Source organism: Pantoea sp. Lu_F5_004, from assembly GCF_051136245.1.
Taxonomy (GTDB): domain Bacteria; phylum Pseudomonadota; class Gammaproteobacteria; order Enterobacterales; family Enterobacteriaceae; genus Pantoea; species Pantoea agglomerans.
In genome coordinates this window covers 2,356,020-2,378,090 of record NZ_CP194946.1, presented here as the reverse complement: position 1 = coordinate 2,378,090, position 22,071 = coordinate 2,356,020, and the positions used below count along the sequence as shown (strand labels likewise).

Sequence of the window (22,071 nt, the reverse complement as noted above, 5' to 3'; positions counted from 1 at the left end):
CCATGAAGCAACGGTTGCTGGTGATAGGTAATGGCATGGCGGGAATGCAGATGGTGGAGAGCCTGCTGCAACGTGCGCCGCAGCGCTACGCCATCACGGTCATTGGCCGCGAGCCGCACGGCAATTACAACCGTGTGCTGCTGTCGCCGGTGCTGGCTGGTGAAACGCCGTTCAGTGAAACGCTGATCCACGATCGCGACTGGTATGAGCGGCACGGCGTCACGCTGCTGACCGGCGAAACCGTGCTGCAGGTCGATCTGGCGGCACGTACAGTGCAGACCGATTATCGCCAGCTGCGCTGGGATCGACTGGTGTTTGCCACCGGTTCACAGCCCCGTTTGCCCGCCATTCCCGGCATCAACGCGGATTGCGTACTGGGTTTTCGCAGTATCGCCGACGTCCGGCAACTCCTGACGGGCCAGGGACCGGTAGTGGTGTTGGGCGGCGGTTTTCTCGGCATTGAAGCGGCGGCGGCACTCTGTGCCCGTGGACGTGAGGTTACGCTGGTTCATCACAAACCCTGGCTGCTGGATCGCCAGCTGGATGCAAAGGCGGGAGAGTTGTTGCTGACGTCACTCCAGCAGCGCGGTATCCGCTGCGTGCTGAACAGCGGACTCACGGCGATTGACGAGGCGGGTGTGACGCTGACCAGCGGTCGTCACTGCGCCGCCACGCAGGTGGTGATTGCCATCGGCGTTCAGCCGGAGATAACGCTGGCGCAGGCGGCGGGGCTGCCGTGTCAGCGCGGCATTCTGGTCGATGGGCAGTTACGCACAGCGCTCCCGTCGGTGTACGCCGTAGGCGAGTGCTGCGAAATTGCCGGCGAAACCTTTGGCCTGGTCGCACCCTGCCTGATGCAGGCGCAGATTCTGGCCGCGCAGCTGGCGGGGTCGCCACTGGCGGATTTTGTCAGCCAGCCGCAGGCGACGCGGCTCAAAGTCAGTGGTATTTCGCTGTTCAGCGCCGGGGACGTCAGTGAGGCACCCTCTATCAGCAGTTTTGATCCGATCTCCGGCGACTATCGCCGTCTGTTTCTTCGTCAGGGTCACCTCTGTGGCGTATTGCTCTCTGGCGACACCCGGCAGGGTCCCGCGCTGCTGGCGCGTCTGCTGCGCACCGAAGCTGTCACGCTCGAAGCCCTGTTCGATTCCCGTCAACCTGAACCGCAGCCGCAGGCTGCAGAGAGTCCTGAGATGAGTAAACCGGTATTAGCCGTGGTGGGTCACGGCATGGTCAGTCACCACTTTCTTGAACAGCTGGTTGCCCGCGAACTGCATCAGCACTACCACATCGTGGTTTACGGCGAGGAGCGTCAGCAGGCTTACGATCGGGTGCATCTGTCGGACTATTTCAACGGCAAAACGGCCGACGATCTGTCGCTGGTCAGCGCGGACTTTTTTACCCTGCACGGCATCGAACTGCGCAGCGGCTGCGCAGTCGTAGCGATCGATCGTCAGCAGCGCAGTCTGCGTGACAGCGCGGGCAATGAGCTGGCGTGGGATAAGCTGGTGCTGGCTACCGGCTCGCGTGCTTTTGTACCGCCGGTGCCGGGCCACGATGGCGAACGCTGCTTTGTCTACCGCACGCTGGACGACCTTGATGCCATAGCCGCATGCGCCCGCAATAGCCAGCGCGGCATCGTGATTGGCGGCGGCCTGCTGGGTCTGGAGGCGGCGAATGCGCTGCAGCAGCTCGGGCTGGAAACCCACGTGGTGGAGTTTGCGCCACGCCTGATGGCAGTGCAGCTCGATGAGGGCGGGGCGCTGATGCTGCGCCAGAAGATCGATGCGCTGGGCGTCACGGTTCACACCTCAAAACAGACCGAACTGATTGAGCGTCAGACCGACGGTAGCGTGGTGCTGCGCTTTGCTGACGGCAGCAGTTTACCCGGCGATCTGGTGCTGTTCTCCGCTGGTATCCGGCCGCGCGATGAGCTGGCACGTGAAGCGGGCCTGACGCTGGGACCGCGCGGCGGTATTGAGATCAACGATCGCTGCCAGACCAGCGATGAAGAGGTGTTTGCCATTGGTGAATGCGCACTGTGGAACGGTCAGATCTTTGGTCTGGTCGCGCCAGGCTATCAGATGGCACGCGTGCTGGCCGGGCATCTGGCGGCTGAATCCACCGCTTTCAGCGGCGCGGACATGAGTACCAGACTGAAGCTGCTGGGGGTGGAGGTGGCGTCGTTTGGTGATGCGCATGGCCGCACGCCGGGCAGTCAGCACTATCACTGGACCGACGGGCCAAAAGGCATCTACAAGAAAATCGTGGTTTCTGCCGACAGCACCCGGCTGCTGGGCGGTGTGCTGGTCGGTGACAGCAGCGACTACGCCACGCTGCTGCAGATGGTGCTCAATGAGTTACCGCTGCCCACCGCGCCAGAAAGCCTGATCCTGCCTGCACTGGCCGGTGCGCCGAAAGCGCCAGGCGTTGCGGCGTTGCCTGACAGCGCCCAGGTCTGCTCCTGTCACAACGTCAGCAAGGGCGATATCTGCGCGGCGGTGAAAGGCGGATGCGGTGAGATGAGCAGCATTAAGAGCTGCACCAAAGCGGCCACGGGCTGCGGCGGCTGCGCGGCGCTGGTGAAGCAGGTGATGGAGTTTCAGCTGGAAAACCTCGGTGTCGAGGTCAAAAAAGATATTTGCGAACATTTCAGCTATTCGCGCCAGGAGCTGTATCACCTGGTGCGGGCCGGTGAGTTCAAAACCTTTGATGCGCTGCTGGCGTCGCATGGGCGGGGGCAGGGTTGTGAAGTGTGCAAACCGCTGGTGGCGTCACTGCTCGCCTCATGCTGGAACGACTATCTGCTAAAACCGGCGCATCTGCCGTTGCAGGACACCAACGATCGCTATTTTGCCAATATCCAGAAAGATGGCACCTATTCGGTGGTGCCGCGCGTCCCGGCGGGCGAAATCACGCCGCAGGGGCTGATCGCGATTGGCGAGGTGGCGGCGCGTTACGATCTCTACACCAAAATCACCGGTGGTCAGCGTATCGACCTGTTTGGCGCGCGGCTCGATCAACTGCCCGATATCTGGCAGACGCTGCTGGCGGCGGGTTTTGAAACCGGTCACGCCTACGGCAAGTCGCTGCGTACTGTGAAGTCCTGTGTGGGGTCGACCTGGTGCCGCTACGGCGTGCAGGATTCAACCGCTTTCGCCATTGCGCTGGAGAACCGCTACAAGGGGCTGCGCGCCCCACACAAGATCAAGATGGCGGTATCGGGCTGTACCCGCGAGTGTGCGGAAGCGCAGAGCAAAGATATCGGGGTGATCGCCACGGAAAAGGGCTGGAATCTCTATGTGTGTGGCAATGGCGGCATGAAGCCGCGCCACGCCGACCTGTTCGCCAGCGATCTTGATGATGCCACGCTGCTGCGTTATGTCGACCGCCTGCTGATGTTCTATATCCGCACCGCAGACCGGCTGCAGCGCACCAGCGTCTGGATGGACAATCTGGAAGGCGGCCTGGACTATCTGCGTCAGGTGGTGATTGAGGATAGCCTTGGACTGGGCGAGACGCTGGAGCAGGAGATGCAGCGGGTAGTGGACGCGTATCAGTGCGAGTGGCAGACCACGCTGGCGGACCCGTCGCGACTTGCGCTGTTTACCCCTACGGTCAACAGCGATCGCCCGGATGAGACGCTGCACTACAGCCGGGTGCGCGGTCAGCGTCAGCCGGAGGCCGTTGCCGATCATCCGCTGCTGCAGATGCCCGCCGAGCCGTGGAGTGTTGTCTGCCCGCTGGAGGCGATTCCGCAGCAGGCGGGGATCGGGGCGCGACTGGGTAGCGAACGTGTTGCGCTGTTCCGCTTTGGCGATGCGCTTTTTGCGCTGGAAGATCGCGAACCCGGCAGCGACGCCAGCGTGCTGTCGCGCGGGATTCTGGGCGATGTGGGCGGCGAGCCTGTAGTGATCTCTCCGCTCTACAAGCAGCGGATACGGTTGCGTGACGGACAGAGCCTGGATAACCCGCAGCATCAACTGCGCTGCTGGCCGGTGAAGCTGGAAGCGGGTCAGATCTGGCTGGCAAATCGCCCGCTGGATCAGCTGGCGCAGGCATCATGAACAGCACCTGTCCCTATTGCGGCGTCGGCTGTGGTGTCTGCGTCACGCCGCAGGGACCTCATCAGGCAACCGTAATTGGCGATCCGCACCATCCCGCGAATGCAGGTCGGTTGTGCGTCAAAGGCGCAGCGCTGGGCGAGACCCTGACGCCGCAAGGACGTTTGCTGAACGCCGAGATTAACGGGCAGCGTGTCAGCCTGGACGCTGCGCTGGATGCGGCGGCGGCAGGATTACGCGCGGTGATTGATCAGTATGGCCCGCAGGCGGTGGCGTTTTACGGCTCCGGCCAGCTGTTGACCGAGGATTACTACGTCGCCAATAAGCTGATGAAGGGCTACATCGGTGCAGCCAATATCGATACTAATTCGCGGCTCTGCATGGCGTCGGCGGTGGTTGGTTATAAGCGGGCGCTGGGGGCCGACGCGGTGCCCTGCTGCTATGAGGATCTGGAGCAGGCCGACCAGGTGCTGCTGGTGGGGTCTAATGCTGCCTGGGCGCATCCGGTGGTGTGGCAGCGGCTGATGCAGGCGAAGCTGCAACGTCCGGCGATGCGTATTGTCGTTATCGATCCGCGGCGCACGGCGAGTTGCGATCAGGCCGATCTCCACCTGCCGTTGCGGCCCGGCAGCGATACGGCGTTGTTTTCCGGTCTGCTGCACTGGCTGGCGCAGCAGGATGGCATTGATACCAGCATGTTGCCGCACCTGAATGGCGTGGACGAGACGCTGACCGCCGCAGCGCAGTGGGATGTGGCGCGAGTGGCAGAGGCATGTGACTTAACCGTGCAGCAGGTCGCGCACTTTTTCCAGCTTTTCAGCCAGCACGATCGGGTGCTGACGCTATGGTGCATGGGGATTAATCAGTCCGCCACCGGCAGCGACAATAACCAGGCGATTCTTAATCTGCATCTGCTGACGGGCAAAATAGGCCGCGCGGGCTGTGGTCCTTTTTCGCTGACCGGACAGCCAAATGCCATGGGCGGACGGGAGGTGGGTGGCCTGGCGAATCAGCTGGCGGCGCACATGAATTTTACTGAAGCGGATTGCGAACGGGTGCAGCGTTTCTGGCGCAGTCCGGCCATTGCCCGGGAACCGGGGCTGACTGCGCTGGATCTTTTCCGGGCACTGGCGGATGGCACGGTGAAAGCAGTGTGGATTATGGGCACCAATCCGGCGGTGTCGATGCCGGAGGGCAACCGCGTCGCGCAGGCGCTGGCGGCCTGTCCGCTGGTGATTGTGTCAGATGTGATGGCGCAGACCGATACCAGCGCCTTTGCCGATATTCTGTTGCCCGCCCAGGGATGGGGCGAGAAAAACGGCACGGTGACCAATTCCGAGCGGCGTATTTCACGTCAGCGCGCTTTTGCCGCCGCACCCGGTGACGCCCGGCCTGACTGGTGGTTGCTGTCGCAGGTGGCCCAGCGTTTAGGGTTTGATAAAGGCTTTAACTGGCAGCATCCGGCAGAGATTTTCCGTGAGCATGCGGCGTTGTCAGGTTTTGAGAACCGGGGCGATCGGGCGTTTGATATCAGCGGCCTGGCGCAATTGAGTAACGCTGACTGGGATGCGCTGCGTCCGGTGCAGTGGCCGGTTAACGCTGCCTGTCCGCAGGGCAGCGCCCGGCTGTTTGGCAATCGTCGGTTTTTTCATCCGGATGGTAAGGCCCGGTTGCGGGTGCCGGCCACGCCCGTAGTCGCCCCGCGCGAACCGTCGTATCCGTTGCTGATGAATACCGGACGGGTGCGCGATCAGTGGCACACCATGACGCGTACCGGGCTGGTGCCGCGTCTGATGCAGCATTGCGATGAACCGTTTGTCGCGCTGCATCCGGCTGATGCGGCAACGTATGGCGTGACGGCCGGTGGACTGGCGCGGGTGCAGTCTGTTCAGGGCTGGATTAGCGTGCGGGTGCGTGTCGATGCCGGGATGCGTCGGGGCGAGCTGTTTGTGCCGATGCACTGGAACCGGCAGTTCAGTCAGCAGAGTCACGTCGATTTGCTGGTGGCCGCCCGTGCCTGTCCGTTTTCGGGGCAGCCCGCGCTGAAGCAGACGTCGGTGCGGATTCTGCCGTTGAGGGTGAGCTGGCAGGGCTGGCTGTGGCAGCGCGAGATAGCGCAGCCCACAGGGTTGCGTTACTGGGCGCGTACCCCCTATCCGGCGGTGCAGCGTTATGCGGTAGCGGGCGAGGGTTCGCCGCAGGTCTGGCTGGACAATCAGGTTGTTCTTTCAGGCTGTCACAGGCAGATTGCGACCGGCAGCGGCAATGATTACCGGTTGCTGGCATGGCGTGATGGCGAGTTGCAGCTGGCGTTTTATGCTGGCTCTGTGTTGCCGTCGATTGATAGTGCGTGGGTCGCCGAGGCCTTTAGTCATGCGCCGCAGGATGCGGCAGGGCGGCACAGTGTACTGGCAGGACAGCCCGCGCAGGGCGCGGCCACGGGACGGATTATCTGCAGTTGTATGGCGGTGGGTGAGCAGACGATTTTACAGGCGGTGGCGCAGGGGTGTCGTACAACTCAGGCGTTGGGCGAAAAGCTAAAGTGCGGCACGCAGTGCGGCTCCTGTATTCCGGAGCTGAAGCAGTTGTTGCTGTCCGAAGTGATGTCGGAGGAATAATGACACGAGCAATTGATTCTCTGGATAAGTTACTGGCCCCGGTGGATGCCGTGTCGCAACAGGGCGCGGTGTGGCTGGTGGGTGCGGGCCCTGGCGATGTGGAACTGCTGACCGTTAAGGCGTTGCGGTTGCTGCAGCGTGCTGAGGTGGTGGTATATGACCGTTTGGTGAGTGACGCGGTGATGGCGGAGGTGCCGGAGCAGGCGTTGTGTATCGATGTGGGTAAGCAGCCGGGGCAGCATGGTCTGAAGCAGGCGCAGATTAATCAGTTGCTGGTGGAACTGGCGCGCAGTGGACGCAATGTGATCCGGCTGAAGGGGGGCGATCCGTTTGTTTTTGGTCGCGGAGGCGAGGAGATGGTGAGCGTTCAGCAGGCCGGGATTCGCTGTGAGGTCGTACCAGGGATTACGGCGGCTGTGGGCTGTGCGGCAGCCAGCGGGATTCCGTTGACGCATCGGGATTGCGCGCAGTCTTTGCGGTTGATTACCGGGCATGGGCGGAACGGCGAGCCGCAGCTGGAGGCGGCTGCGCTGACGGCGGTGAATCAGACGCTGGTGTTTTATATGGGGTTGAGCTGGAGTGCGTCGATCAGTGCGCAGTTGCAGGCGCAGGGACGTGATGCGGAGACGCCGGTGGCGATTATTGAGAATGGGACCCGGCCCGATCAGCGGGTGTTGATTACCACGCTGGGGGGATTAGCGGAGACGGTGGCGCGGGATAAGCCGGTGTCTCCGTCGTTGCTGATGGTGGGTGAAGTGGTGCGGTTTTATCGGGCGGATTTGCAGGTGGGGATGCAGGTGCAGGCGGTGGGGTGACGGGGCTGCAGGTGCGGGCTTTTGCTGGCAGGCAGGAACGGTGTGGCAAGACGGTGCGGCGTGCAGGAAAGGCCTGCCTGATCGCAAAGGGATCCCGCATCCCTGCGGACTGGGCTCGCCATCCATGGCTCGCACACTTTGCTCTTCAGGCAGGCCTTACCTGCACTGTTGGCATTGGTGCGGGGTTTTACGGGAGCGGGTCGGTATTAGGTGCAGGTTTGTTAGGGTGAGAAGGCAGGAATGGTTTGAAGAGCCGGTGAGTCGTGCAGGAAAGGCCTGCCTGATCGCAAAGGGATCCCGCATCCCTGCGGACTGGGCTCGCCATCCCTGGCTCGCACACTTTGCTTTTCAGGCAGGCCTTACCTGCACTGTTGGCATTGGTGCGGGGTTTTGCGGGATCAGGTCTGGATTGAGTGCGGTTGATGAGAGTGGAAGTGCCCGAGCAGGGCGAAAAGAGCAGTGAAGTGTGGGAAGGCAGGCTGGGGTTGGCAAGACGGTGCGTCGTGCAGGTGAACTGTATAAAAGACGACGGAGCTTTAGCTGGCTTTAAAGCTCCTCCCACGCAGGCAGGTTGTGAACTTTTTTTCGATATGCGTGAAACAGTGCCATTGTCGTACCGAAGAACAGACCTGCGATCAGATTGGGTATCAGCGAATAATTGTCGTCAGACACGCCCGGAAGAGAAGGCAATAAGAGCAGCAGTGGCATCATCAGCGTGTACATGCTGCCAAACACTACAAGATTGAGCCAGAACGGAGTAAAACCCGGGGGTGGAAGATGGATATTCATTTTCCATAACAAACGATGTAATGGCGGAGCAGAGTTACTCGGCCACATTTTCTTCGCTGCCATCAGGGCTAAAGCCCGCGCTTTCCTGCGCTCGAAAATCTCGTTTTTCATCGTTTTATCATCCGTTACATCCCTGCTTAGCATTCGCTCTGGAGCGTAACTTAATCCTGTGGCTGTCTGATGACAGCGAGTGGCTGAATCGATATTGTTTCGACAGGCATTACATCGCCCGCTTCAGCGGCAGCGGGGCCACCAGCACTTTCACGCCTAGTGCTTCAAACGCTTTGACCTGCGCAGTGCTGATGCCGCTGTCGGTGATCAGGTAGTGGATATTGCTCCAGTCACAGGGCAGCGCGAACATCGAAACCTTGTCTATTTTGCTGGAGTCAGCGACCACATAAACCGTGCTGGCGGATTTGATCATTGCCAGTTTCACCTTGATGTCGGTTTCACTGGGGAAGCTCAGGCCCAGACGCGGCGAGATGCAGGCGGTCGCCAGGAAGAGTTTACCGGCCAGCACGTTTTCGAAGAAGCTGGCCGCCTTTTCGCCGGAGGTAGAGAGCGTCGGAAATTTAAAGGTGCCGCCGGTCAGCAGGATGTTGATCCCCGGCTCGCCGCCCAGTTTCAGGGCGATATTCACCGCGGTTGTCACGACCGACAGGCGGCGGATGTGGCTGATGGCATCGGTGATCGCGGTGGTCGTGGTGCCGGAATCGAAAATCACCGTGTCGCCATTTTCGATATGCTGCGCCGCCAGCCGGCCAATCGCCTCTTTCTCTTCCAGATGCGTCTGCCGCTCCAGCAGCATCGCCCCGGTATTCTGTTTGCCCGTCATCAGCGTCGCGCCACCATGATAGCGCTGAACAAAGCCCTGTTTTTGCAGCATGCGCAGGTCGCTGCGTAAGGTGGCTTCGGTCAGTCCAAAGGTCTCCGTCAAAGCTTTCACCGTGACTGTGCCATCCTCACGGATCATCTCCAGAATTTTCTCGCGGCGTTGCTGCATGTCAGCGAACTGCTCACTTTTGCTTTTCAATCGAAATGCTCCCTTTTCCAATAACCTGAGAAGTCGGGCGAACAAGGTCTTTGTGGCTGAGTTTAACGCGCCATTTTTATGAATGCGAGATAGCCTGATCCGGCCTTGGCTTTCGAATGAAAATGTAAAATGTGCAGGCTATTGAATCTCTCACGCTTTCCGGATTCTAGCCAGCTGCCTTTATTTCGGGACTGGAAGCCAGATCACGTCTTTTCAATCAGATAAGCCGCTTTGCAGGGCAGATGGTCGAAATTTGATCTGCTCCACACAACATTTCTTTTCGATAGCTTATATTTTTGTTCGAAAATGAGTGAATCAACGGCATCGGCAAAAATCTGAGGGGAAGAGTGGGATGAGTGGTGAATATGACGTAAACCTGCGCTACGGCGTGGATACCGCAATGAATCTGGCCGGCAAAGTGGCCGTCGTGACCGGCGGGCTGGGTGGTATCGCGATGGCGACCAATGGCATGTTGCTGGAGAAGGAAGCGAGTCTGGCACTACTCTATCCGCCGTTTGAAGCAGAGAAGGTCGCCAGCCTGAAGGCAGACTTCCCCGGCGAGCGGGTGCAGTTTGTCTGCTGTGACGTTACCGATCCCGCGTCGGTTGAACAGGCTTTTAACGATGTGGTTTCCCACTATGGCCGGATCGATATCCTGGTGAACTGCGCAGGCTACGTGATGCTGCAGCCGGTGATCGAGACCAATTTTGCCGAGTGGCAGAAGCAAATTGCGGTGAATCTCACCGGGCCTTTTCTCTGCTCACAGGCCGCCGCACGGCTGATGATCCGTGCCGGTGCGGGCGGCAAAATTATTAATATCGCCTCCCAGGCGGCATCCATCGCTATCGACAACCATGTCGCCTACACCTCAGCCAAAGCGGGCCTGCTGGGCATGACCAAAGTGATGGCCAAAGAGTTTGCTCCGCATCGCATCAACGTTAACACCCTGTCGCCCACCGTGGTGCTGACGCCGATGGGCGAAAAGGCCTGGCGCGGCGAGAAGGGCGAGCAGATGAAGAAGCTGATTCCGCTCGGACGCTTTGCCTATACCGATGAGATCGCCGCTGCGGTGCTGTTTTTCGCCAGCAACGGCAGCGACATGATCACCGGCGCCGATTTGATGATCGATGGGGGCTTTACCATCTGGTAAGGCCAATCCAGCACCCGGGAATTCATACCCTGCCATAACGATAAGAGAGAACATCATGAAAAACCGTACCTTGCTGTGCACTGCCGTGGCTGCCTGTCTGGTTTCGCAGGCGGCGTTTGCCGCCGAAAAGGGCACCATTATGATTCTGGTTAACTCACTCGATAATCCCTACTACGCCTCCGAAGCCAAAGGCGCCAATCTCAAAGCGCAGGAACTGGGTTACAAAACAACGGTGCTGTCGCACGGCGAAGATGTGAAAAAGCAGAGCGAACTGATCGACGCCGCTATCGGTAAAAAAGTGCAGGGTATCGTGCTGGATAACGCCGACTCTACCGCCAGCGTGGCGGCGATAAAAAAAGCCAAAGATGCCGGAATTCCGGTGGTGCTGATCAACCGCGAAATCCCGGTGGATGACGTGGCGCTGGCGCAGATCACCCACAACAACTTCCAGGCGGGTTCAGACGTTGCCAACGTCTTTGTTGAAAAGATGGGCGAAAAGGGCAAGTACGCCGAACTCGCCTGTAACCTGGCGGACAACAACTGCGTGACACGCTCGAAATCGTTCCATCAGGTGCTGGATCAGTATCCTGATATGCAGAGCGTGGCGCGTCAGGATGCCAAAGGCACCCTGATCGACGGCAAGCGCATTATGGACAGCATCCTGCAGGCACATCCGGATGTGAAAGGGGTGATCTGCGGTAACGGCCCGGTGGCGCTGGGCGCCATTGCCGCGCTGAAGGCGGCCGGTCGCAACGATGTGATCGTGGTGGGCATTGATGGCAGCAACGACGAACGCGATGCGGTGAAAGCGGGCACGCTGAAAGCCACGGTGATGTTGCAGGCGCAGGCGATTGCCGCTGAAGGGGTGACCGATCTCGATAACTTCATTCAGAAGGGCGTGAAGCCGGAAAAACAGCGGGTGATGTTCCGCGGCATTCTGATTACCCCGGAAAACGCTAAAGGTGTACAGGACTTTAACTACAAGTCGTAATTAAACGCTGTCGCGCCTGCGAAAGCGGGCGCCAGGGAGAAGATGATGTCCCGAAGAGTCTGGCTGACGCTGGTGGTCTTGCTGTTAAGCGGCTGCAAAATTGTGTCGCAGCAGGAGCTGGCTGCCCTGAAAAATCCCCCCAATCCGAAAATGGCGAACATCGACCAGCTCTGGCAGCAGAAACTGGTGCCACAGGTTCAGGCAGAGGCTAAACCGCTGGCGACGCTGATGAAGTCGCTGCAGTCTGCCAAAGACTTCGACAGTGCCTGTCAGAGCTACGGCTATCGCAGTCAGGCTGAGAATCCCTGTGTCTTCAGCGTCTCGGTCAGCGGCGAGGTGACCGCCGTGAATACCACGTCACGCAGCGGGAAGATGACCGTGAAAGATGAATCAGGTGACAGCGTCACTATTCAGGTGGGGCCAATCATTCGTGGCACCGCTTTGCGGGATGTCTACAAAGGCGTGAGCTATCAGGACTTCAATGACCAGGTGCTGTTTGGTGATTACGGCAAGGCGATTAACCAGCACGCCTCCACTCTGATGCAGCAGTTTGCACCGAAGGTGGGCGATAAAGTGAGGGTCTCCGGCGTGTTCAGCAGCTGGGACATTCCGCAGCAGCTGCCGGATATCACTCCGGCTGCGATCACCCGGCAATAAGGAGCGGCAGATGCAAAATCCTCAACCGCAACAGTCCGGCGACGTGATTATCGAAACGCGCAACGTGTCGCGTCTTTATCCCGGCGTGACCGCGCTCGATCAGGTCAGTTATCGGGTCTACCGCAATAAAGTCAACGTGCTGATCGGTGAGAACGGCGCCGGTAAGTCCACCATGATGAAGATGCTGGCAGGGGTGGAGACGCCGTCGTCGGGCGAGATTCTGCTGGATGGCAAGGTGGTGTCGCTGAGCTCCACGCATCAGGCGGAGAAGCAGGGGATCAGCATCATTTTTCAGGAGCTGAATCTGTTTCCCAACATGAACGTGATGGACAACATCTTTATCGCCAATGAGTTTTTCCAGCGCGGGGTGATCAATGAAAAGTATCAGTACGCGCTGGCAAAGTCGCTGCTGGAGCGGCTGCAGCTGGATGTCGATCCTTACGCGCCGCTGGGTGAGCTGGGTATTGGTCATCAGCAACTGGTGGAGATCGCCCGGGCGCTGTCGAAGGATACCCGGGTACTTATCATGGATGAACCGACCAGCGCCCTGAGCCAGTCTGAAGTGAAAGTGCTGTTTAACGTCATCGATCAGCTTAAGCGACGCGGTGTCACCATTATCTACATCTCTCACCGGCTGGAAGAGCTGATGGAGATTGGCGATCACATCACCATTTTCCGCGATGGCCGTTTTATTAGTGAGCGCGAGGTACGGGACGCCAGCGTGCCGTGGATTATCGCCCAGATGGTGGGTGACAAGAAAAAGCAGTTCGACTATCAGCCTGCGCCACAGGGGGAAACGGTGCTGGAGGTAGAGGGCCTGACTGCGCTGCATCAGAACGGCGGTTACAAGCTGAATGAGGTCAGTTTTACGCTGCGCAAAGGCGAGGTGATCGGCATTTATGGCCTGCTGGGGGCCGGACGCACCGAGCTGTTTAAGGGGCTGATTGGCCTGATGCCCTGTCAGTCAGGCCATGTTCGGCTGGCGGGCAGGGATCTGGCGAAACGCAGCTTCCAGCAGCGGCTGAAAAGTGGCATAGCGCTGGTGCCCGAAGATCGCAAAGGCGAAGGGGTAATTGAACTGATGTCGGTCACCGCCAACATGACGCTCTCTGACTTCAGCCTGCGCGGTTTTCGACGTGCGCTGGGGCTGTTGAATCCTGCCAGGGAGCAGCAGCGGGTCAGTGAGATGATCGGCCATCTGGCGATTAAAGTCAGCGATCCCGACCTGCCGGTCACGGCGCTGAGCGGCGGTAATCAGCAGAAGGTGGTGCTGGGTAAAGCGCTGATGACCGGGCCACAGGTGGTGCTGCTGGATGAGCCAACGCGCGGTATCGACGTGGGTGCCAAAACCGACGTCTATCACCTGATTGGCAATCTGGCACAGCAGGGGCTGGCAGTGATGTTCTCCTCGTCTGAACTGGATGAGGTGATGGCGCTGGCGGACCGCATTTTAGTGATGGCCGATGGCCGGATTACTGCCGATCTGCCGCGCGCAGCGGCGACGCGAGAACATCTGATTGCGGCATCAACCCCGCAGGATTAAGAGCCTGACCCATCAGGCTATTTTATTTGTCCGTCTGAACCTGGGCAGAGGTCACACAGGCTGCTTTAGCAACCTGAACGCCCGTCAGGGCGGCCCTGAAGGGGCGAGCACAGCGAGTAGTCCTGACGTACTGCGTGTACGTGCCGGTTGTTCCGCGCTGTCCGTGTCCAGACTGCCTGAAACCATTACGCCTGGTGGGCCAGGCTCTAAGCTGGCCGGAGAATTTCATGAACCAAAAATATCTGCTCTATATGTACCTGCTGAAGGCCCGCACCTTTATTGCGTTGCTGATTGTGGTCGGCTTTTTCAGCGTGATGGTGCCGAACTTTCTCACCCCCTCTAACCTGCTGATCATGACGCAGCACGTGGCGATTACCGGCCTGCTGGCCATTGGTATGACGCTGGTGATCCTGACCGGCGGTATCGATCTCTCGGTGGGTGCGGTCGCCGGGATCTGCGGCATGGTGGCGGGCGCACTGCTCACCAATGGCATCCCGTTGTGGGGCGGCAATACGCTGTTTCTCAACGTGCCTGAAGTGATTCTGGTCGTGGCCATCTTTGGCGTGCTGGTGGGACTGATTAACGGCACGGTGATCACCCGGCTGGGCGTTGCACCCTTTATCTGCACCCTGGGCATGATGTATGTGGCGCGCGGTGCGGCGTTGCTGTTCAACGACGGCGGCACCTACGCCAACCTGGTGGGAGTGCCCGCGCTGGGCAACACCGGCTTTTCGCTGCTCGGTTCCGGCACCGTACTGGGCGTTTACCTGCCGATCTGGCTGATGCTCGGCTTTTTACTGCTCGGCCTCTACCTGACGCGCAAAACCCCGCTGGGTCGTTATATCTACGCCATTGGCGGCAATGAGTCCGCCGCGCGACTGGCGGGCGTGCCGATTATCAAGGTGAAAGTTTTTGTCTACGCCTTTTCCGGCCTCTGCGCCGGACTCGTCGGGCTGGTGGTGGCCTCTCAGTTGCAGACCGCGCACCCGATGACCGGCAACATGTTTGAGATGGACGCCATTGGCGCCACCGTGCTGGGCGGCACAGCGCTGGCGGGTGGACGTGGCCGGGTTTCCGGCTCGATTATTGGCGCTTTCGTTATCGTCTTCCTGGCGGATGGCATGGTGATGATGGGCGTCAGCGATTTCTGGCAGATGGTAATCAAAGGTCTGGTGATTGTGACTGCGGTGGTCATCGACCAGTTCCAGCAACGTCTGCAAAGCAAAGTGGTGCTGCTGCGTCGCCATGAAAAAAAGCAGCAGGCAGCCCCCCTTACTGATGTTCGTCACAGTTAACAGGAGCGATTATGACCCGCGAACAACGTGGAAAAACAGTGGTGATAACCGGTGCCTGTCGTGGCATCGGGGCCGGGATCGCGGCGCGTTTCGCCCGCGACGGGGCCAGGCTGGTGATGGTGTCGAATGCTGACCGGGTGTTCGCTACAGCTGACCAGCTTCAGCAGCAGTATGGCAGTGAGATTCTGGCGCTGCAGGTCGATGTCACGGATGAAGCTGCGGTGCAGCAGCTCTATCAGCAGGCCTTTGAACGCTTTGGTCAGATTGACGTCTCGATACAGAATGCGGGCGTGATCACCATCGACCGCTTCGACACCATGCCGAAAAGCGACTTTGAGCGGATTCTGGCGGTTAACACCACCGGCGTCTGGCTCTGCTGCCGTGAAGCGGCGAAATATATGGTGCAGCAGCGCAGCGGCAGCCTGATCAACACCTCATCGGGGCAGGGACGACAGGGCTTTATTTACACGCCGCACTACGCCGCCAGCAAAATGGGGGTGATAGGCATTACCCAGAGTCTGGCGCTGGAACTGGCGCCGTGGAACATTACGGTCAACGCTTTTTGTCCCGGCATCATTGAGAGTGAGATGTGGGATTACAACGATCGCGTCTGGGGCGAGATCCTCAGCAGCGAGGAGAAAACCTACGGCAAAGGGGAACTGATGGCGGAGTGGGTGCAAAACATTCCGCTGAAGCGTGCTGGTCAGCCGGAAGATGTTGCCGGCCTGGTGGCGTTTCTGGCATCAGAGGATGCGCGCTACATCACCGGGCAGACCATCAATGTGGATGGCGGTTTAATCTTCTCCTGATGCGGTGAGAGATCGCAGGTCTGCTATAAACGCAGGCCTTTTTCTGACCCGGACTTTTCTGTTATATGCACAATTCGCCGCTGCTGTCCTGCATCGCCGTCACAATATGTTAAGGTAATAGCTGATGATTTTTCTTTAATTGCAGCTACGAACTAATCAATGTGCCGGGTGACATGATACGGAAAACAGGGGTTCTCTCTTTGATTGCGCTGTCGCTGACTGCCACGCAGAGCGCCCGCGCTTTTCAGACTGAAACAGCGGTGTCAGAGACGCCATTCGACGATCCTGCGCGCTACAGTCAGTCGCTGCCGACGCTCGGCGGTGCCAGCGATCAGGATGAAGAGTGGAGCAAAAAGCTGGCGGCCGTGGCCAAAAGTATCGGTGAAGCGAGTAACAACAGCGACAGCAATGTCACGTTTGGTCAGCAGGCGGGCGTCTGGGCGTTCAATCATCTGCGCGATGAAGTGGCCGATCGGGTTGAGAGCGAAGGGCAGTCACTGCTTTCCCCTTACGGCACCGCGCAGCTGGATCTGAAAGTCGACATGAACGGAAACTTCACCGGTACCGGCGGCGATCTCTTCAGCGCACTGGCCGACGAAAACAGCCGGCTCACCTTCAGCCAGCTTGGTCTGCACGATACCGGCGATGGCCTGGTTGGCAATGCGGGACTGGGGCAACGCTGGGATGCCGGTGACTGGCTGCTGGGTTACAACGGCTTTGTTGACCGCGTGTTCAGCAGCGGTCTGCAGCGCGCCTCTGTGGGCACGGAAGCGTGGAGCGATTCAATGCGCTTCTCAGCCAACTATTATCAGCCGCTTTCCGGCTGGAAAAATCTGGGCGATTCGCAGCAGCAGCGCATGGCGCGCGGCTACGATATTACCAGCCAGAGCTATCTGCCCTTTTATCGTCAGTTGGGCGTTTCGGTGAGCTATCAGCAATATCTGGGTGAGAATGTCGATCTGTTTAACAGCGGCAACCGCTATCACAATCCCTCCGCCATGTCGTTTGGCCTCTCTTACACTCCCGTGCCGCTGGTGACGCTGTCCGCTACCCATAAAACCAGCAGTGCCGGTGAGAGTCAGGATCAGCTGGGGCTGAAACTCAACTATCGCTTTGGCGTGGCGCTGCGACGTCAGCTCGATGCCGGAAACGTCGCTGAGGCGCACTCCCTGCGCGGCAGCCGTTACGATACCGTCACCCGCAGTGATACGCCGGTGCTCGCTTTCCGTCAGCGCAAAACGCTGTCCGTGTTTCTGGCAACACCGCCCTGGCAGTTAAGCAGTGGCGAGAGTCTGCCGCTGAAGCTGCAGGTGCGCGCCAGCAATGCTATCAAGGCGGTAAGCTGGCAGGGCGATACGCAGGCACTGAGCCTGACACCTCCTGCCAGTAACGCCGATCCGCAGGGCTGGAGTGTGATCTTACCGCAGTGGGATCCGTCGCCAGACGCCAGCAACGAATATCGCCTGTCGGTAACGCTGGAGGACAGCAAGCAGCAGCGTGTGACCTCTAACTGGATCACCCTGAAAATTCAGCCACCGATGACCGTGGACGAGGCCCCGCAGAACGATCGCTATGATTTGATGGCTCCCGGTGGCGCCACACTGTAGCGAGCAGGACGACGCACGTTGCCGGATGTGTTTGCCCGGATGGTGGGCGGGCCGATCCTGCACCGCGCTACCAGTAACATTATGTTGCAATCATCATCCGTGACTATCACAGCGATGTATAACGCGCGTCGCCTGAATGCCGATAACTACAGCAATTCCAACTTCTTCTGGTCCTGCTGATGCGTCTGAATTTTCTGAAATGCCTTCTCCCTTCTTTTTATCGTCAGCGTGGCTTGCATTCTGCCGCGTCATTCCAGTCGCTGGGGCGCGCTATGCCCGTAATTGAGTTCACGCCTGCTGGAATTATTCAGAAAGCCAGTCCGCTATTTCTGGCCACCATGGGATACCGGGCAGATGAAATCGTGGGTCAGCATCACAGCATGTTCTGTCCGGCTGCACTGGTTAACTCACCAGAATATCAACGTTTCTGGCAACGCCTGGCGGCAGGCGAAAGCTACAGTGACAAATTTCTGCGGCTGGCCAGCGGCATGCGTCCGGTCTGGCTTGAGGCGAGCTATATTCCGGTGACTGACCGACGCGGCAGAGTCTTTAAAATTATTAAAATTGCCGCTGATATTTCTGAAAGGATGCAGTCATCCCTGGAGCAGACGTCGATCATTAATGCCATCAGCCGCTCCATGGCGGTGATCGCCTTCAGCCCTGACGGGCACGTACTCGAAGCAAACGACAACTTTCTCAAGGCCACTGGTTATCAGGCTACTGAGGTAATAGGGCAGCATCACCGGTTATTCTGTTCAAAGAGCCTCTCTCAGAGCGATGAATACCGCCAGTTCTGGGCGCGACTGAATCAGGGCGAATTCTTCTCGGGTCAGTTTCCCCGCCTTAACCGGCGTGGCGAACCGCTCTGGCTCAGAGCGACCTACAATCCGGTGTTTAACAGTGACGGACAGCTCACTAAAATTGTTAAATTCGCCAGCGATGTTACGGAACAGGTGCTACGTAATCAGCAGGAGTCTGATGCGGCGTTAAAGGCATGGAATATGGCCGCTCAGACGCGGGGAAGCGCACAGGCGGGTGCGGATGTTATCGACAACAGCATTCAGATGATCAGCCAGATTGCCGCAGAGATGAGCGTTGTGTCGGCAGATGTTACCCGCCTTAACAGCCAGTCTGACAGCATTGATGGCATGGTTGAAACCATCAGACGTTTTGCCATGCAGACCCGACTTATTGCACTTAATGCCGCTATTGAAGCGGCGCGGGCAGGCTCGTCGGGCCGCAGTTTTGCTGTGGTGGCGGCAGAAGTCCGTAACCTGGCAGCCTCAGTCAGTAGCGCGACTGAGGAGATTGAACGGGTAGTGGCGGGGAATAATCAGTTGGCCAGAGAGGTTTTGCGGGGGATTGAAACCTCGCTGGCGAGTACCAGTCAGGGCGTTATGCTGATGCGTGAAGCGGGAGAGGTGATTGCCAGCATTCAGAAAGATTCAGAGCGCGTGGAGAATGCCGTGAAAGAGGTTGCCCGAGCGGCACAGGGTGAATAAAGGCGTTTAAGCCGGGCGGATGAAAGGGCCGGTAGAGGGGTGGTCCTGCCTAAAAGGAATTAACAGGCGAGTGTTATGCTGTTAAACAGGACCGCCCGGCTGCACCCGGACTTTTATGTATTCCGCGCAAAAATATCGCAGCTGATAGGTGTTCAGGCGATTAAAAAGCCGTCGTTCAGCCGGTCAGTGACACTTCAGCGAATCATGGCCATCACAATACGCACGGCTCTGGCGTAGACCTCTCGCTGACCGTTTACCGACCGTGCTTGCTGATGCTGCAGGAATGCGATTATTTCGTGTATGCCTGCCGTCTTGCCTGACTTCAGCAGGCTCGACACAGCCTCTCCTACCACGGCGTGGACGTCAGCCATATCTGCCGGTTTATCAGTACTCAATAGAAACTCCAGCGCAACCGTTCTGCTGAATAGCATCTGAAGGGGCAACACTCAGGCGATTCAGCTTTCTCAGCCTGCTCACAGGTTTATGATAAGCCGGCATCATGGCAGGGCCTTAAGCAGCTTTTCACGCAGGGTTGCCACCTGAGTCGTCAGATCACCGAGTTCGCTACAGGCGGTATCCATCACCGAGATCATATCAGCCGGGACGCCAGCCGCCGCGACTTTAAGCTGGTGGCCCTGTTCTGTCAGAGAGACCAGCACCCGGCGCTCATCATTTCCCGTGTCACGCTGGCGGCAGATAATGCCCGCGCTTTCCAGCCGCTTCAGAAGCTGGCTGAGCGTGCCGGAATCAAGCCGGACGCGTGCACCAATATCAGAGACGGTCTGGCGATCTTTTTCCCACAGCACCAGCAGCACCAGATATTGCGGATAGGTCAGACCCAGCGGTTTTAACCGCGACTGATAGAGCTTTGTCATGGCAAGTGAGGCGGAGTAGAGCGCAAAACAGAGAAACTGGTCGATGGTTTCAGGCGCTGCACTGGCGGGAGGCGTATCGGAGAACCCCGCGGGTTCATCATTCATATCTTTACTCATTCTGAGTCCGGGGTGGGACAGCCAGACCCCAGGCTGTTGGACAGCCGTGAAGTCTCGCGAATAGTATCTCGGGGAGATGTTGATTTCGGCAGCATCTCTTTTCTGGTTTACAACACCAGACCTTTAAGCGCTATCGCAGCGGGAGAAAAAGCCTTTAGCTGCGACGCCGATTGAAAGTCGGCACAGTATTGAGTCAAATTAAATTGAAGTCAATATAACCGGTCGCAACCCTTGCGCGCAACGTGCGCCGGGTGCAACGCCGCGAAGATCGGCAGGACAATTTCAGCATTTAACCCAGGCTGAAGCCGCCCGCCGATAGGGCTTATACGGTGAAGGTCTCTACCATGCCGCGCAGGTCGCGCGCCTGGGCCAGCAGTGACTGCGACGCAGAAGAGGACTCTTCCACCAGCGCGGCGTTATTCTGCGTGACGCCATCCATCTGACTCACCGCAATACTGACCTGGGAGATGCCCTGCATCTGTTCTCCGGAGGAGAGGGAGAGGTTGTCCATGGCATCGGCCAGTTCACCGACGCGGCTGACAATCTTCAGGATGCGCTCACCCGTTCCGGCCGCCACGGTCACGCCATCTTCGACCTGCGTCACGGCCTGCTCAATCAGCTGCTTAATGTCGCGTGCTGCGGTGGCGCTGCGCTGGGCCAGCGAGCGGACTTCACCCGCGACCACGGCAAATCCGCGACCCTCTTCACCGGCGCGTGCCGCTTCGACGGCGGCGTTGAGCGCCAGAATATTGGTCTGGAAAGCGATGCCTTCAATCACTGACGTAATATCGCGCACCCGAACGGCACTCAGCGAAATGTCATGCATGGTTTCTGACAGGCGCTGGACATCTGCTTCGCCCGCATGGGCCAGGGTGGCGGCCTCGCGCGCTGAACCGGCAGTCTGCTGCGCGCCCGCGGCGTTGCTTTTTACCGTGGCGGTGAGTTGCTCCATACTGGCGGCCGTTTCCTGCAGCGCAGCAGCCTGCTGCTCGGTACGGGATGAAAGCTCGGTATTGCCCTGCGAAATCTCATCGGCCGCCAGCGCCACCGAGGCGGATGCCCCTTTAATCTGCGTAACCAGTTCGCGCAGGTTGGTCTGCATGCCGCTGAGCGAGGCAAGCAGGCTGGTGCTGTCGCCACGGCGCAGCGTGACCGGCGAGGTGAGATCACCGGCGGCAATCGCAGCAGCCAGCATCTGAGCCTGCACCGGTTCGCCGCCCAGCTGGCGCATCAGTATCCGCACAATAAACGCGCAGGTGACGACGGCAGCCAGCACGGAGAGCACCGCCAGGATGATCAGTATCCAGGTGGTGCGGGCGATGGCGATGCCGTTATCCACTACCGCATCCCGGCTGCTGCGCATCTCAAGCTCGGTCAGATCGTTTATCGCCTTCAGCAGGATCTGTTGAGCCGGACGCGCCACCTTTAACAGATAGTCGGTGACCTCCTGCTGACGATTTTCCATCCCCAGTTTTCCGGCGGTCATCAGCGTGGAGAGGGCGGCCTCTTCAGTGGACTCGATTCTGCTCATCGCCTCACGTCCAGCCTGTCCGGAGTCGGTCTGCATCATGCCTGAGAGTGCTTCGCGGTTGCTGATATAAAGCGCCCGCTGTTTTTGCAGACGTTCCCATTCTGGCTTCATAGCAACAGGATCGGTCAGCAGAGCAAGGTTACGCACCGCGATTGCCATATCCCGCACGCCACCGCGCATATCCAGCACCGTCTGGTACTTTTTCAAACGGACATTAACCACCTCATCCATACCATCGCGAGCGCTATCCAGCGCGTGAATCGCGGTGCCGGTACAGATAATAAACAGCAGAATAAGCAAGCCAAAACCTGCGCTAAGGCGCGTTGAAATTTTCATCTCTCTTTCCGGGAAAGTTTATTGGATAAACCGGTATCGGCAGGAGAGAGCACTTCTGGAGAGTTACGTTTAACTAAATTGATCGCTATTTAATTTCGTGCGATTAAAAATCGCACGTATTCTCACCCATTTAGTTCAAAAAATCATAATCGGGGTAAGAGTAAAAATTCGGCCAATATCCTGATAAATCGCTGTTTATTGCCTTGTGAGTGTACGCCTTTTCGCGCGGTGCAGCGGCGCGATACGCCAGCGGCGTAACCCGTTAAAAACACCGTAATGCACAAATTTAACCGGACGGCCCTGTTAATCTGGCCGCTGCTGCCGATAGAACACTATTCG

Annotated in this window: 16 protein-coding genes; 11 read left to right on the top strand and 5 right to left on the bottom strand. The window is 58.7% G+C overall.

Annotation, left to right across the window (positions count from 1 at the left end; all coding sequences use genetic code 11):
* Positions 1 to 2: 2 nt before the first annotated feature.
* The 3 genes from nirB to cobA are packed head-to-tail and all read left to right on the top strand — an operon-like array spanning position 3 to position 7,497.
* Positions 3 to 4,067 carry a nitrite reductase large subunit NirB gene (gene nirB / locus ACR8BN_RS11010; protein ID WP_434746917.1) on the top strand — a complete coding sequence of 1,355 codons (4,065 nt, stop codon included), beginning with the start codon at positions 3 to 5 and terminating at the stop codon, positions 4,065 to 4,067.
* A complete protein-coding gene (locus ACR8BN_RS11005; protein WP_434746916.1) occupies positions 4,064 to 6,682 on the top strand; it encodes a nitrate reductase in 2,619 nt (872 codons plus the stop codon). The genes nirB and ACR8BN_RS11005 overlap by 4 nt, the downstream gene beginning before the upstream one ends.
* Complete coding sequence (gene cobA, locus ACR8BN_RS11000; RefSeq protein ID WP_115387617.1) at positions 6,682 to 7,497, top strand: uroporphyrinogen-III C-methyltransferase; 816 nt, start codon at positions 6,682 to 6,684, stop codon at positions 7,495 to 7,497. Before ACR8BN_RS11005 ends, cobA begins: the two co-directional genes overlap by 1 nt.
* A gap of 546 nt (positions 7,498 to 8,043) precedes the next feature.
* Here cobA and ACR8BN_RS10995 read toward each other — a convergent pair.
* Together ACR8BN_RS10995 and ACR8BN_RS10990 are read right to left on the bottom strand one after the other, a co-directional pair.
* The gene (locus ACR8BN_RS10995) at positions 8,044 to 8,397 is read right to left on the bottom strand and encodes a DUF6404 family protein (RefSeq protein WP_227024285.1); all 354 of its coding nucleotides are present in this window, start codon (positions 8,395 to 8,397) and stop codon (positions 8,044 to 8,046) included.
* A gap of 109 nt (positions 8,398 to 8,506) precedes the next feature.
* Entirely contained in the window at positions 8,507 to 9,319 is an 813-nt protein-coding gene (locus ACR8BN_RS10990) for a DeoR/GlpR family DNA-binding transcription regulator (RefSeq protein ID WP_010245789.1), read from the bottom strand.
* A 352-nt stretch (positions 9,320 to 9,671) separates the two neighbouring features.
* Between ACR8BN_RS10990 and ACR8BN_RS10985 the strand changes: the two genes are divergently transcribed.
* From ACR8BN_RS10985 to ACR8BN_RS10950, 8 genes are all read left to right on the top strand, one after another.
* Complete coding sequence (locus ACR8BN_RS10985) at positions 9,672 to 10,469, top strand: GolD/DthD family dehydrogenase (RefSeq protein WP_163657413.1); 798 nt, start codon at positions 9,672 to 9,674, stop codon at positions 10,467 to 10,469.
* Positions 10,470 to 10,524: 55 nt separating this feature from the next.
* Positions 10,525 to 11,460 carry a D-ribose ABC transporter substrate-binding protein gene (locus ACR8BN_RS10980; protein ID WP_010670004.1) on the top strand — a complete coding sequence of 312 codons (936 nt, stop codon included), beginning with the start codon at positions 10,525 to 10,527 and terminating at the stop codon, positions 11,458 to 11,460.
* Positions 11,461 to 11,505: 45 nt separating this feature from the next.
* A complete protein-coding gene (locus tag ACR8BN_RS10975) occupies positions 11,506 to 12,117 on the top strand; it encodes a DUF2291 family protein (RefSeq protein ID WP_010245779.1) in 612 nt (203 codons plus the stop codon).
* Positions 12,118 to 12,127: 10 nt separating this feature from the next.
* Positions 12,128 to 13,660, top strand: a complete 1,533-nt coding sequence (locus ACR8BN_RS10970) for a sugar ABC transporter ATP-binding protein (RefSeq protein ID WP_434746915.1) — start codon at positions 12,128 to 12,130, stop codon at positions 13,658 to 13,660.
* A gap of 227 nt (positions 13,661 to 13,887) precedes the next feature.
* Positions 13,888 to 14,955: an ABC transporter permease gene (locus tag ACR8BN_RS10965; protein ID WP_010245772.1), complete on the top strand. Its 1,068-nt coding sequence runs from the start codon at positions 13,888 to 13,890 to the stop codon at positions 14,953 to 14,955.
* A gap of 11 nt (positions 14,956 to 14,966) precedes the next feature.
* Complete coding sequence (locus ACR8BN_RS10960; protein WP_083068203.1) at positions 14,967 to 15,764, top strand: glucose 1-dehydrogenase; 798 nt, start codon at positions 14,967 to 14,969, stop codon at positions 15,762 to 15,764.
* 173 nt (positions 15,765 to 15,937) lie between these two features.
* A complete protein-coding gene (locus tag ACR8BN_RS10955; RefSeq protein ID WP_181815140.1) occupies positions 15,938 to 17,371 on the top strand; it encodes a YchO/YchP family invasin in 1,434 nt (477 codons plus the stop codon).
* A gap of 272 nt (positions 17,372 to 17,643) precedes the next feature.
* The gene (locus ACR8BN_RS10950) at positions 17,644 to 18,873 is read left to right on the top strand and encodes a methyl-accepting chemotaxis protein (RefSeq protein ID WP_223265938.1); all 1,230 of its coding nucleotides are present in this window, start codon (positions 17,644 to 17,646) and stop codon (positions 18,871 to 18,873) included.
* Positions 18,874 to 19,067: 194 nt separating this feature from the next.
* On the opposite strand, the gene ACR8BN_RS10945 is transcribed toward ACR8BN_RS10950, so the two are convergent.
* The 3 genes from ACR8BN_RS10945 to ACR8BN_RS10935 all read right to left on the bottom strand — a co-directional run bounded on the left by ACR8BN_RS10945 (position 19,068) and on the right by ACR8BN_RS10935 (position 21,732).
* A complete protein-coding gene (locus tag ACR8BN_RS10945) occupies positions 19,068 to 19,268 on the bottom strand; it encodes a hypothetical protein (protein ID WP_227024284.1) in 201 nt (66 codons plus the stop codon).
* Between the two features lie 102 nt (positions 19,269 to 19,370).
* The gene (locus tag ACR8BN_RS10940; RefSeq protein WP_411555682.1) at positions 19,371 to 19,865 is read right to left on the bottom strand and encodes a MarR family winged helix-turn-helix transcriptional regulator; all 495 of its coding nucleotides are present in this window, start codon (positions 19,863 to 19,865) and stop codon (positions 19,371 to 19,373) included.
* Between the two features lie 322 nt (positions 19,866 to 20,187).
* Positions 20,188 to 21,732 (bottom strand): methyl-accepting chemotaxis protein, encoded by a 1,545-nt coding sequence (locus ACR8BN_RS10935; protein WP_031590498.1) that lies wholly within the window; start codon positions 21,730 to 21,732, stop codon positions 20,188 to 20,190.
* Positions 21,733 to 22,071 lie beyond the last annotated feature (339 nt).